A 13011-nucleotide genomic window follows, 5' to 3' on the forward strand; every position below is an offset into this window, starting at 1 on the left:
AGGTTACTGATCTCCTCCTTTACGTATGACGTCTTGATGCCCACCATTGAATTAAATTCATAACAAATAACAGGAAAAATGAAAATAGCAGCATAACAGCAGCAATTGCCGTTGCTCCTTCATAATTAAATTGCTCTAGCTGATTCATAATAAGAAGTGGAGTAATCTCCGTTTTCATTGGCATATTACCAGATATAAATACAACAGAACCGTACTCTCCTAATGCTCTAGCAAAAGCAAGAGAGACTCCAGATAAAAGGGCTGGGACTAGCACAGGTAAAATAACCTTTGTAAAGGTGTGAAACCCACTGGCACCAAGACTGGAAGAGGCTTCCTCCATTTCTTTATTTAAATCCCTTAAAACGGGCTCCACCATTCTAACAACAAATGGTAATCCAATAAAAATAAGTGCTGTCATAACCCCTAAAGGAGTAAAAGCAACCCTGATCCCAAGCAATGCTAGGTATTGTCCGACCCAACCATCCGTCGAATAAATTGTAGTTAAAGCAATACCAGCTACAGCCGTTGGAAGAGCAAAAGGTAAATCTATAAGACCATCAATCACTCTTTTACCAGGAAATTGATATCGTACGAGTACCCAAGACAGGATTAATCCGAATACTCCGTTAATTAGAGCTGCTGCAAGAGCAGCTCCAATACTTAATTGATACGATGCCACAACTCGTGGTGATGTTACGGTTTGCCAAAAATCCGAAAAACTCATGGTTGATGTATTAAGGAAGATCATTGACAAGGGTAGTAAGACAATGAGACCTAAGTACATCATAGTCATTCCTAAAGTAATAGAGAATCCAGGAATAACACTTTCTTCTTTTATGCGCCATGTTCTCATATGTTCCTCCTACCAGCTCTTACTGTTGATAAATTTGATCAAAAATTCCTCCGTCACTAAAGTGCTTCTCTTGGGCTTGCTGCCAGCCTCCAAACACTTCGTCTATCGTAAACAAATTAATATCAGGGAAATACTCTCCATACTCTTCCAAGATCTCTTCATTACGCGGGCGGTAATAATGCTGCGCCGCTAGCTCCTGGCCTTCATCCGTATATAAATATTCCAAATACGCTTCAGCCACCTCTCTTGTACCTTTGCGATCCACATTTTCATCGACAACCGAGACAGGTGGTTCAGTTAAGATGCTAATTGAAGGAGCAACGATATCAAATTGATCCTCCCCTAATTCTTCAGTAGACAAAATAGCTTCATTCTCCCAAGCGAGCAACACATCACCTATCCCTCGTTCAACAAAGGAGGTAGTCGCTCCTCTAGCTCCTGAATCTAAAACAGATACATTTTGATATAAATCGCCAATGTACGATTCAGCTGCTTCTTCTGTTCCATACTCTTCAAGTGCCCATGCCCATCCAGCTAGGTAATTCCATCTAGCCCCTCCTGATGTTTTGGGGTTTGGAGTAACAACTTCAACATCATCACGAATCAGATCATCCCAGTCGTTTATATTCTTTGGATTTCCTTCTCGCACCAAAAATGTAATGGTTGATGTATAAGGTGTTGAATTATCAGGTAAACGCTCCTGCCAATCTTCTGGAATTAAATCCCGACTTTCATGAAGAACATCAATATCATACGCTAACGCCAATGTAACGACGTCCGCTTCCAATCCATCAATTACGGATCTCGCTTGACTGCCTGAGCCTCCATGTGATTGATTAAACGTTACCGTTTGACCCGTTTCTTCTTGCCAATACTCAGCAAATGCCTTATTAAAATCATCATATAATTCTCGAGTTGGGTCATAGGAAACATTTAATATTTCTACAGCTTCTCCATTTTGACCTGTCTCTTCGGACCCACAAGCTGCTAGAGCTCCTATTGCAGCAGTGATGATACTAACAGTCAGCCACTTCTTTTTACTTTTCGCGTTTGTCATGTACTCTCCCCCATCCATTTTCCAATACTTAATTAATCATATTGATTTACTTTGTTTTAAATCCAAAAGAAAAGACCTCTACTAAGGATAATTCCAATAGTAAAGGCCTTCGGGTGTCCGATCAGCTTTTGTATATGAAGATATACATTATATTATTCTACCTTTTCCGATGTGTCAAGTTGATTTTAATTGATTTTGGTCCATATCTCCTAAGCAATATTTAATTAACGTATCGTACATCAGTATAAGTAAACATCGGCCATACTAGTGCAAGTGCATATCCAATAAATGGAGTTGCCGTAAAGATTACTAAGAATAGAACATCATAGCTTGAAAAACGTGTGTCGTAATAATAGGTCCGTTCTTTTCCCCTCATAAAACGTTTAGCTTCCATAGCAACAGCTATACGCTGTGCTCTTCGAATACTTTGCGCTAAAAGCGGGATAGAAAAGAAGGAAATCTTTTTGTAAATCGCTTTTATTCCTTTGTCTGGAACTGCTCGCCTAATATGTAAGGCATGTCGAAGCGTTTGAAATTCCTCTACCATGATCGGAATCATTCGGATGGAAGCAAGAAAACTATAAGCGTACTTGGAGGGCACTTTAAGCTGTTGCATGAGTGAGTAAAACAGCATTACAGGTTTAGTTGTTAAGGCAAAAATCATCCCAAGTATCGCAAAGGCTAACGCCCTTAAACCTAAATGAACCCCCCTAAAAAAACTCTCCTCTGTCACGTGAAAAATCCCCCATTTAAACCATGTTGTATCCCCACGACCAAAAAAAGTCATGGATACCTGTGACGATATAAACACGAGGATAAATGGTGAAGTAAAAATCAATACGTATTTGAGCGGATGGCCAGAGTAAGTGAAAAGAATGAACCCATACATGAGAACAAGGAAAAAAAGGTGAGTTGGATTATGGACAAAAATCACGTACGCAAATAATAAGATAAACAATAGTAATTTTACACTTGGGTTGACTCGAGCAATCCATGTTTGTTTTACATCATATAAAGCTTGCATTATGGAACCACCCTCACTTTGTCATCCACCCGTTTATCCTCATTTAATCTTCCGGCTTGGACAGTCCATATTCGATTGGCAAAGTGCTTTAAAATATCCATGTCATGTGTCACCATGACTACGGCAACCCCACGCTTTTTGCATGCTTCAATCATCTCTAATAAGGCAAAGGTATTTTTGGCATCCTGTCCAAATGTCGGTTCATCAAGGAGTAAAACCTTCTGGTCCTTTACGATAGCAGTAGCTACGCTTAATCTTCTCTTTTGTCCGACTGAGAGTTGATACGGGTGTTGTGTCGTATAATCTGCTAAAGCAAATGCCTCCAAACACGCTTCCACCAAAGCTTGGCTTTCACTTCCTCCTACGCCATCTTGAGTTAGCGTGAAGGCTACCTCATCCCACACATTATTTGTAATGAATTGGTGCTCAGGATTCTGAAAAACAAAGCCAATGTCTTGACTAACCCTATCCTTCTTTTTTACCTGGACATCATTTAGTAAATAGTAACCACTTGAAGGCAATACATTCATTAAACCTAATAAAAATGTACTTTTTCCCGCCCCATTTTCCCCAGTGATGCATATCCAGTCACCTGGATAAATCGCAGCGCTCTCTATGCTTGTGACTACTTTCTTACCACGCTTCACATGATAATCTTCAAGTTGAATTATCGGCTTGTCCTTTTCTTGATGCTTGTGCTTATGCCATACGCGGGCGGTAGCATACTCTTCCCAAACACCCGGATACCATATTCCATAATCCTTTATTTGGTCTTTCTGTTGCGCAAACACCTCGTGTACTGGTCCATCGGCTGCAATCTGACCATCCGCATTAAATACAATCACACGATCAACAAAGTCGAGAACGTGATCAATTTTATGTTCTACGATTACGACCGTTTTATCTGCCCCAACCTCTTGAATTGTGTTCCATATCTCTTTTGTACCCTCAGGATCAAGCAAGGCAGTTGGTTCATCAAATACGAGCATAGATGGCTGGAGAGCAAGAACGGATGCAATCGCCAATCGTTGTTTCATTCCTTGGGAAAGCTGATTAATAGGTATGTGATGATTGTTAAAAACAAGACCCACTTCTTCTAAATAAGTACGAATTAAAGCATCCATCTGATCCCGTTTAATACCTAGGTTCTCTAGAACAAAGGCAATCTCTTCATCAACATAAGGCATACAGAATTGAGTATCAGGATCCTGAAAGACATATCCCCATGATTCTGGTGTAACACATTCGCTATATTTTAATGGTAGCTGAATCGCTTTAGGAATCAGACCAGTTAATACTTGAAGAAGTGTTGATTTACCGCTCCCACTTGGACCGAGAATCAGTACTTTTTCTCCTTCATAAATAGAGAGGGACAAATCCTTATATAACAGTTCTCCGCTCCCAGGAAATGTTAGTCGTAAGTCTTTGACAGCAGCCATTGGTTTCATTTTATCCATCCTAATTACTTCTCTAGTGTCTCTAAGTCTGATTTTGAAGTCGGTCGTAGGAGGTCTGTGACACCCGTCTTCTCAAGTGCTTTAACCAAATAAAAGGCTAAGACTCCAGCTATAACAATGCCACTAATCGTTCTAAATGAAAGCACCAAGATTAAATTCCAATTTACAAGGTCAAATAAGTATCCTCTGTTCCAATCCATGATAAAGGACCCTCCTGCTGATGCAGCCCCCGCTAAAGACGTAGTAAGTAAAGAAAAGCTTCTGTAGAAAAATAAAGCAAATACTAGCTCTGCTCCAAGCCCTTGCATAAACCCATACACAAGTACTTCTAAGCCATATTGTGAGCCAACAATAAATTCTCCTGACGCGGCAGCTGTTTCTGCAAGTAAGGCAACTCCAGGCTTACGAATAATAAGAAAGGCAACGGTTGCTGCAATGAACCACATCCCATACATCAGCTCATTCACCTGGAGTGGAAAGAGCTTTAAACTGTCATTTACTGGCCCCCACAATCTGTACACAATTGCAAATACCACAGCAATAATGACGGTCACCAATACATCTGTTAACGTTAACCTTTTCATACAATCATCCCTTCTTGTTCCACAAGCAGCAAAAAAAGAAGCCACCCCTATGGAGTGGCTCCTTCACATATGTAAATAACTGCTCAAGTAAAATGAGCAGAACAACAGTCTGAAGAATCAACTCCACTTTCCTACGCTAGTATTATCTAGATCAGGTCAAGGGTTAAGGCATAGGCCTCTCTCAGCAAATCGCGCCCCTAGTGGAAATTATCAAATTTATTTTATACATATCATTGAAACATAACTCTTCCCTATTAACAATAAATATTTTTATTTGTTTGTATGGGATTCTAAGATTGAAGCCACTTCTGTTAAACTCTCCACTTCAAAAGTAGGAACAACATCTGTTGCAGTTTGATTATGACGGTTTACCCAAATTGATGCTATTCCTGCACGTTCGGCTCCTAAAATATCTGTCATGAGGTTATCACCAACCATCATCACTTCATCCTTGTCAAGCTCCATTAATGAAAGAGCATGCTCGAATATCCCTTTATCTGGTTTGCCTTTCCCGTATGCTCCTGATATAACAATATGATCAAAATAAGGAACAAGCTCAGGTGTCAGTTCAAGCTTAATATTCTGTAAATCTGGAGAACCATTGGTTATCAGTAATAGCTGATATTCATCTCTTAATTGATCAAGAACCGCAAACGTTTCTTCATACACAAATGGATGCTTACGACGTTCTAATGGAAAGCGCTCTGACAATTCCTTGGCTAAATGCTCATCATCAATTCCAATCTGCTTTAATCCTAAATCCCATGAAGAAAAACGATAGCCTGGAGCCAGTTCCTTCAGCTTCTGGAAGCTCTGCTCATGGTCCTGAAAATTAGCCCATAGCCCTTCAAACGGATTAATACCAATCAACTGTGTGAACTCATAGGTTTCGAAAGAAGCGTATAACCGTTTCGCTTCAGACCTGACTGATTCTTCAAGCTCTTTCACATCGATACGACGATCCTGTTCCTTTGCATATTCGCATGTAGCCTTAAAAGCTTGCTCTACACTTTTTCGGTCCCATAAGAGCGTGTCGTCTAAGTCAAAAAAAACGGCTTTAATCATTGATACTTCCCTTTCTATATTCCATTTTAAATAAGCTCTTTACTTTACTTCATATGTCCAATGAAGTGGATCTTCTATTCTACCTTTTTGAATACCTGTTAACGTTTCATATAGTTTCCTAGAAAGCGAACCAGTTTCACGTTGGTTAATCAACGTTTTCTCGCCTTTCCAGCTTAATTCACCTATTGGAGAAATCACGGCTGCTGTACCCGTTCCAAATGCTTCTTCCAAGCGCCCTTCTCGTACAGCGTTTAAGATTTCATCAATTGAAATCCGACGCTCAGTTACTTGCTCTCCCCAGCTTTTTAGCAGCTCGATAATAGACTTGCGGGTTATCCCCTCTAAAATACTTCCACTTAACGAAGGCGTGATGATCTCTCCATCAATTTTAAAGAAGACATTCATACTACCTACTTCTTCTACGTATTTCTTCTCCGAACTATCAAGCCAAAGGACCTGGGCTTGTCCATGTGCAGTAGCCTTATCCTGAGCCTTGTACGCAGCAGAATAATTTCCAGCTGTTTTAGCCATGCCCGTTCCACCGAGAGCTGCCCTTGTATATTCATCTTCTACGTATATTCCGACTGGTGCAATGCCTTCTTTATAATAAGACCCTACAGGTGACAATATAATCATAAACTTATAAGTTGTCGAAGGAGCTACACTTAAATTAGGCTCCGTTGCGATAATAAAAGGGCGAATGTATAAGGACGTACCTTCATAGGTAGGAATCCAATCCTTATCTAATTTAAGTAATTCAGATAAATATTCTAAAACCATTTTTTCATCAATGTCTGGAATACTAAGACGATCACTTGAGCGGTTTAATCGCTTGAAATTCTCGTCTGGTCTAAATAATAAAATACGATCGTCGTCCGTCCGATAAGCCTTCAAGCCTTCAAAAACCGTTTGTCCATAATGATAAATCATAGCTGCTGGATCAAGTGTTAACGGCTGATAAGGAATGATTCGTGGGCTATGCCAGCCATTCTCTGAAGAATAATCCATAATAAACATATGATCTGTAAATGTTTTACCAAATTGAAGTGTCTCTGGATCAGGCTTTGTTTTATGATGAGTTGCTGTCATAACTTCTAATGCTTGATGTGCCATATTGGAAAACTCCCTTTTTTTACGCGTTACTTATAATGGAACGAAATTATTATAACATATGAGATTTTTTTTGTAATAGGGCTTATACTCTAGTTTCTTTCAGATGATGTGCCAGCTCCATAATCATAGCACCCATTCGTTCATGTTCTGGATAAATCACTCGTTTGACCCCTTGGCTAGTTAATTCTTCTGTTGTCACTTTACCAACAGACACTGCCAACACCTGTTCATCAAAAAGGTTCAGTAATGCTTCTTTTTGATGGTTCGCTTCAGCCACTTTAAACAATTCGCGCGCTTGAATCGCTGTTGTAAAACAAACAGCCTCGTATACATGATTCATCAGCTCATCCAATAAGATAAGCACATCTTGTTCATGAACAGAGATATGCTGATATGGCAATATTTCTTCAACTTTAGCTTGTTTCTCTTCTAAAAATGCTCTTAAACTTGGTGCATCCATTCCATGAAGTTGAACCATTACTTTTTTGTTTAGTAGATCTAGATCTTGCATGGCATTAATCAAGCCTGCAGTGGTGCCGTCCTCATCCCTCACGTCAGGTTCGTATCCGTATTTTTTTAATACTGAAAGGGTCTTATATCCTCTAATAGCGATCGTTGATTGTTGTAGTGCTAGATGTAGCTCTTCATCAAATGATTCCTTCTCAGCCACTCTAAATAGCGTTTCGGTCCCAATCCCTGTTGTAAATACAAAAACATCGGGTTTGGACGTAACAGCTTTTTTAAAATCAGCAGCGACGTCATGATCTGCTAAAAAAACGGTCCCCTGCAACGATCTAACTGAGCTTGTACCCCCTTGCTTTCTAATAATCGCTTGCATTTCATCCGTTTTTCGAGAAGCAGCCAATGCAATATGACAATTAGCTAAACCTTTCATGAAAAGAACATCCTTCCTTGATACCTAGTCTTTCAGTTTGTAGCCCATTTTTATTAATCTGAATATATCATGTTTTTTGATTTTCGTTAAGTTATTATAAATAACGACTCAATACGGTATGTGAAATTAATAAGTTTGCCTAGGGAAACTTATTTTTCTCTTACCTAGAATGCTGTTTAAAGCTAATCATCTTGCTATAGACTCACTCGCCATCTACCTGTTACGATACGTAGGTAAAAAAAGTTTACTTAAAAGCGAGGAACATATATGGAACGTTATAGCGAATTAAAAAGAGGAGAAAAGGGAGCTTGGCTCAGTATTGTGACGTACGTTATATTATCTGTCGTTAAGCTGGTGATCGGACATCTCTATTTCTCTGAAGCCCTACGTGCTGATGGTCTTAATAACGCAACAGATATTGTTGCCTCCATCGCCGTCTTAATTGGCTTACGTATTTCGCAAAAACCACCTGATGCCAACCACCCTTACGGACATTTCCGTGCCGAGAATATTGCCTCAATGATTACTGCTTTTATTATGGCCGTCATCGGTTTACAAGTTCTTGCGGAAGCTGGTCGGAAATTACTTTTATCAGAAACAGAAGCACCAGATATGGTAGCAGGATGGGTTGGATTTATCTGTGCAATCATTATGTATCTGGTTTATAGATATAATAAAAAGCTAGCGAAGGAAGTAAACAGTCAAGCGCTTACGGCTGTGGCTGCAGATAATCGATCGGATGCCCTCGTTAGTATTGGAGCAACAATAGGTATTATCGCTTCACAATGGAACCTAGCGTGGATAGATACGCTAACAGCCTTTGTCATCGGAGCTCTAATCTGTTACACCGCATGGGAAATTTTTAGAAATGCGACTCATTCATTAACAGATGGCTTTCACGAACGAGATTTAAAACAATACAAAGCAAGCATAGAAGTAATTGAACACGTAGAATCTTTAAAAATCGTTAAAGCAAGGCAGGTGGGCTCCTCAATCCATGCTGACGTTGTGATTGAGGTATCTCCAGATCTAAACGTTAGAGACAGTCATGAGATTGCAGATCAGGTGGAAGATGTGATGCGTGAGAAGCATCAAATACTAAGTACCCATGTTCATATTGAGCCATCAACAGATCATGACGAGAAACAATAGAGACGAAACCTTTGTGTGAATCTGCTCAAGGTTTTGATATGATATTGATAAAGGCCGGCTAAAGTTTTGTTTCTCCTTCCACTACTCCCAAATTAGAGGCATGCCATGGGGAAGGTACCAGCGCTAACGGACGATATCCTTTTATCTCAATGAAGCTTTTTATCGAGATCACTGAAAAAGCCATCTAAAAATGAGCTCATGTTCCCGATCAGACAAAATGATCAACATTCCTATTAAAGAGGATTGGCTACGCTTGCTGGTTTCCGCGCATGCCCTACCTATCGCGCATTTTCCATTCGTGGCGTGGGGGATGGTGACTGGATTGGCTGTGCTTACCGACTTACGCACTCGAGTTTAGATCGTCTTCCGATGAATTTCTTGCTAATAGCTCCTGCTTCTCTTGGTATGTAGGATTATTCTCTTGGTGCAGCTCTTGCTTCTTGCTATATCATCAGTTTCTCTTGGTATACAGGCCTTTTCTCTTGCTATGAGCTCTTGCTTCTTGTTATATCATCAGCTTCTCTTGGTATGCAGACCTTTACTCTTGCTATGAGCTCTTGCTTCTTGCTACATCTACCGCTTCTCTTGGTATGCAGGTTTTTCCTCTTGCTATGAGCTCTTGCTTCTTGCTACATCTACCGCTCCTCTTGGTATGCAGACTTTTTTCGCTTTCCTCCCGATGTATCTACCTCTCTTTCCCGATACCCTTGTGACAAGAGGTACATTGTTCATTTTCCACGTCATTAATCTAGCATTTATTTTTAAGGTAAAACGTCTTTTTCAGTGGCCTCCTGTTCATCCCGCAGGTGTCGTCCCTGCATTTTCGTCCGCTTGATTAGATAGGTATTGGAATTAGTATTACACAATAATGTGGACTTGACCGAAGATACAGGTATAAAAACACGCTCGGACTGTGTGTTCCCCAAAAAAGAGCTGAACGATTGTGTGTACTTAACCACATCATCGTTCAGCTCTTTAATGTTGAAAGTAAAAAAACTACTCTCCATTACTCATTCTCAATCATTTAAAACCATTCACGAGGCATAGAGTAGTTCCCTTTTCTTTTGCAATCGTTATTGTACGATCTTAGAATATTTGTTACCTACCAAGAAAATTAAATGTTTAGACAATTTTGAACCGGGTACAAATGAAAAAACGGGGCTAGACGCCCCGCTTCCACAAAAATTAATCTAAAATGGTTACACTGATTGACTGACGTCCAAATTGAACGGCTTCATCGTGTGATTGCATATATAGATCTACTTTATTTCCGTTAATTGCACCACCGGTATCACCAGCAATGGCTTCACCGTATCCTTCAACGTATACTCTTGAACCAAGAGGAATTACGTTTGGATCTACTGCAATAACTTTCTGATTAGGGTTTGCATTTAAATCAATCCCTGTAGCTGTTACACCCGTGCAACCCGCACAGTTTGCTGTATAAGCTGTTGCTTCTACTTGCAATGTTTGGCCGCTTTCTTGTTGTGCTGATTGTTCACTTTCTTCTGCTTGAGACTGACTTGAAACCTCTTCACTAGCAGGTTCTGATTGCTCAGCTGGCTCTGCAGCTTCTTCTGCTGGTGCTGATTCTTCTGATTGAACTTCCTCTGATTGTTGCTCAGTAGTGGTTTCCTGAGCTTGATCAGATGTTACCTCTTCTGATTTTGTTTCCGTTTCTTGCTTCACTACTTTTTCAGCTTGCGTATAGTAAAGTTCTTTGAACGTTTTTGGTCCAGCAATTCCGTCTACCGAAAGACCATGATCAGATTGGAATGATTTAACAGCCTCTTCAGTAATAGGTCCAAATATGCCATCTTGGCCTCCATTTAAGAAACCTTGATCAATTAGTTGAGATTGCAATTCCTCTACTAGTTCACCTTGATCGCCTTCAGAAAGGACATGGAGTGCTCCTACTGTTTGGGCTCCAGCAATACCATCTTGCTCCAAGCCATGTTGCTTTTGAAATGCTTTTACAGCTTCAAACGTTTCAGCTGTAAAGGAACCATTTATATCTTTTGAAAAGAATCCTTTTTCAGTTAGAAGCTCTTGGAGCTGCTCAACCTGCTCTCCTTTTTCACCCTTATGTAGGGCATCAAAGCTGCTTGCCTCTGAGATGCTTGGTGAAGCAAATAAGACAAATCCAGCTGTCGCTACCGGTAGTGTTACATACCTTAGTGTTTTAAATGGAATTTTAGCATTCATTGTGCCAACCTCCTTTGATTTCAACCACTGTTGCATACAGTACCAGTCACTTTAGAATCTATCAATGCTTTAGTGACCTACTTAAATGAATTGAAATCTGAATGTAACAAAAGTCAAAGGAGGGACATCTTCTTTCCATAAATTAGGTTTTGGGACTTGCGTTTTTTAGAGATTTACACACAATTTGCGTTAAGAAGTCCACAATTGCATAATAAATGACGGAATAGCCCCGTCTTACGCCTATTTCTGACGTAAATTTAACCAATACAGCAAATTTCGCCCCTTTCTTCTGGCTTTTACATGTCACACATGTAACCGGACTGTTATAATTCCTATCATTCGACAAGCTGATTTTTAGATTATGTATTACCGATTTCTCCATCTACCTGACGTAATCAATGACATATGCGCTGTTTTAATAGATGGGTAGACATAAACAAGTGCCTTTGTCACTGCTTGTCTACGATAAACATTGATCACGAGACGATCGTAATCATTTGCAAGCTCATCGCCAATGTAACCTTCTAGTGCATCAATTTTATGTAGTACTTCATCTCTTACTTCATATAATTCGCCCCAAACAACTTGATCTGTTTCCATCTCTACACAAACAGTAGGATAACCTAAGCTTGTATCATATAACTCTCCATATATGTAACAGTTTGCATCCAGAAGAACAGAGCCTGCTAATAAATGACTGTTTGATTCATTTTTTAATAGTGTTCCATATACAAAAACCGTAGGCACATGTCATCATCCTTCTTTATTCTTATTCTTAATACGGTATCAGATTTTCTGAATATTGCATAGGTTGTATATGAAAGAGGTGACCTATGATTTATTCATATACTGATGTATTAGCTGAGTTCGGAGTTGGAAGTGCTCATCCTGGTGGTTTTCTTCTTACTAAAGAATTACTAAGTACACTGCCAATCAAAAAAGAAAACCGCATATTGGATTGTGGATGCGGAACTGGCCAGACTGCTTCCTATCTTTCTTCCACCTTTCATTGTGACGTTACAGCAATCGACGCCCATCCTGTGATGATTGAAAAGGCAAGGAACCGCTTTAATGCAGAGGATCAGTCCACTAGATTAATTAAAGCCAGTATTGAAGCCATGCCCTTACCTGATCTTACGTTTGACATCTTAATTTCGGAATCAGCTGCCGTATTCACAGATTTAGGACGTACATTGCGTGAGTATGCAAGGGTATTGAAGCCAGAAGGAACTTTATTATTAAATGAGATGGTGCTATTAGAGCCGCTTAAGGAAGAGGAAGAATTAAAAATAAAGGATATGTATGGTGTGAACGAATTACTATATACAGATGAGTGGCTAAAGAGATTGTCTGAGGTCGGCTTCTCAACCATTCATTCGTGTCTGGCGAGTCCTGTTTCTTCTCTACTGGATCAACAACAGGACCGTGGGAATGATTTTTTTCCGTCAGATGAAATTAACCCACACTTTCACGAATTACTAGCCAAACATCAGCAATTAAGCCGAACCTTTGCTTCAAAACTCGGATTTCTTTTAGTTATTGCAGAGAGAAAGAAATAACATCGCAATCATGAGAAGCGGAGTGTATTTCTGAAGCGCATCCTTCC

At 39.8% G+C, this 13011-nt stretch carries 12 protein-coding genes and 1 riboswitch; of the genes, 2 read left to right on the forward strand and 10 right to left on the reverse strand.

Going from position 1 to position 13011, the window contains the following annotated elements:
• Positions 1 to 19 precede the first annotated feature (19 nt).
• The 8 genes from cysT to FN960_RS08750 form a co-directional block, all read right to left on the reverse strand.
• The gene (cysT, locus tag FN960_RS08715) at positions 20 to 853 is read right to left on the reverse strand and encodes a sulfate ABC transporter permease subunit CysT (RefSeq protein ID WP_143848316.1); all 834 of its coding nucleotides are present in this window, start codon (positions 851 to 853) and stop codon (positions 20 to 22) included.
• A 19-nt stretch (positions 854 to 872) separates the two neighbouring features.
• Positions 873 to 1910, reverse strand: a complete 1038-nt coding sequence (locus FN960_RS08720) for a sulfate ABC transporter substrate-binding protein (protein ID WP_143848317.1) — start codon at positions 1908 to 1910, stop codon at positions 873 to 875.
• A gap of 220 nt (positions 1911 to 2130) precedes the next feature.
• Positions 2131 to 2934, reverse strand: a complete 804-nt coding sequence (locus FN960_RS08725) for an energy-coupling factor transporter transmembrane component T family protein (protein ID WP_143848318.1) — start codon at positions 2932 to 2934, stop codon at positions 2131 to 2133.
• Entirely contained in the window at positions 2934 to 4391 is a 1458-nt protein-coding gene (locus FN960_RS08730) for an ABC transporter ATP-binding protein (protein ID WP_306461608.1), read from the reverse strand. The genes FN960_RS08725 and FN960_RS08730 overlap by 1 nt, the downstream gene beginning before the upstream one ends.
• Positions 4392 to 4396: 5 nt before the next feature.
• Entirely contained in the window at positions 4397 to 4975 is a 579-nt protein-coding gene (locus FN960_RS08735) for an ECF transporter S component (protein WP_143848319.1), read from the reverse strand.
• A 111-nt stretch (positions 4976 to 5086) separates the two neighbouring features.
• Positions 5087 to 5184: riboswitch (TPP riboswitch) on the reverse strand.
• Positions 5185 to 5245: 61 nt separating this feature from the next.
• Entirely contained in the window at positions 5246 to 6040 is a 795-nt protein-coding gene (locus FN960_RS08740; RefSeq protein WP_143848320.1) for an HAD family hydrolase, read from the reverse strand.
• 39 nt (positions 6041 to 6079) lie between these two features.
• The gene (locus FN960_RS08745; RefSeq protein WP_143848321.1) at positions 6080 to 7153 is read right to left on the reverse strand and encodes a branched-chain amino acid aminotransferase; all 1074 of its coding nucleotides are present in this window, start codon (positions 7151 to 7153) and stop codon (positions 6080 to 6082) included.
• A gap of 82 nt (positions 7154 to 7235) precedes the next feature.
• Positions 7236 to 8048, reverse strand: a complete 813-nt coding sequence (locus FN960_RS08750) for a uroporphyrinogen-III synthase (protein WP_143848322.1) — start codon at positions 8046 to 8048, stop codon at positions 7236 to 7238.
• 267 nt (positions 8049 to 8315) lie between these two features.
• On the opposite strand from FN960_RS08750, the gene FN960_RS08755 reads away from it, so the two are divergent.
• The gene (locus tag FN960_RS08755; RefSeq protein ID WP_143848323.1) at positions 8316 to 9200 is read left to right on the forward strand and encodes a cation diffusion facilitator family transporter; all 885 of its coding nucleotides are present in this window, start codon (positions 8316 to 8318) and stop codon (positions 9198 to 9200) included.
• 1185 nt (positions 9201 to 10385) lie between these two features.
• On the opposite strand, the gene FN960_RS23340 is transcribed toward FN960_RS08755, so the two are convergent.
• Together FN960_RS23340 and FN960_RS08765 are read right to left on the reverse strand one after the other, a co-directional pair.
• Positions 10386 to 11405, reverse strand: a complete 1020-nt coding sequence (locus FN960_RS23340) for a peptidoglycan-binding protein (RefSeq protein ID WP_143848324.1) — start codon at positions 11403 to 11405, stop codon at positions 10386 to 10388.
• Positions 11406 to 11771: 366 nt separating this feature from the next.
• Positions 11772 to 12152, reverse strand: coding sequence for a gamma-glutamylcyclotransferase family protein (locus FN960_RS08765; RefSeq protein WP_143848325.1), 381 nt, complete (start codon positions 12150 to 12152; stop codon positions 11772 to 11774).
• Between the two features lie 86 nt (positions 12153 to 12238).
• Between FN960_RS08765 and FN960_RS08770 the strand changes: the two genes are divergently transcribed.
• Positions 12239 to 12964, forward strand: coding sequence for a class I SAM-dependent methyltransferase (locus FN960_RS08770; protein WP_143848326.1), 726 nt, complete (start codon positions 12239 to 12241; stop codon positions 12962 to 12964).
• Positions 12965 to 13011: the final 47 nt, after the last annotated feature.

It is taken from the genome of Alkalicoccobacillus porphyridii (assembly GCF_007293315.1).
Taxonomy (GTDB): domain Bacteria; phylum Bacillota; class Bacilli; order Bacillales; family Bacillaceae_D; genus Alkalicoccobacillus; species Alkalicoccobacillus porphyridii.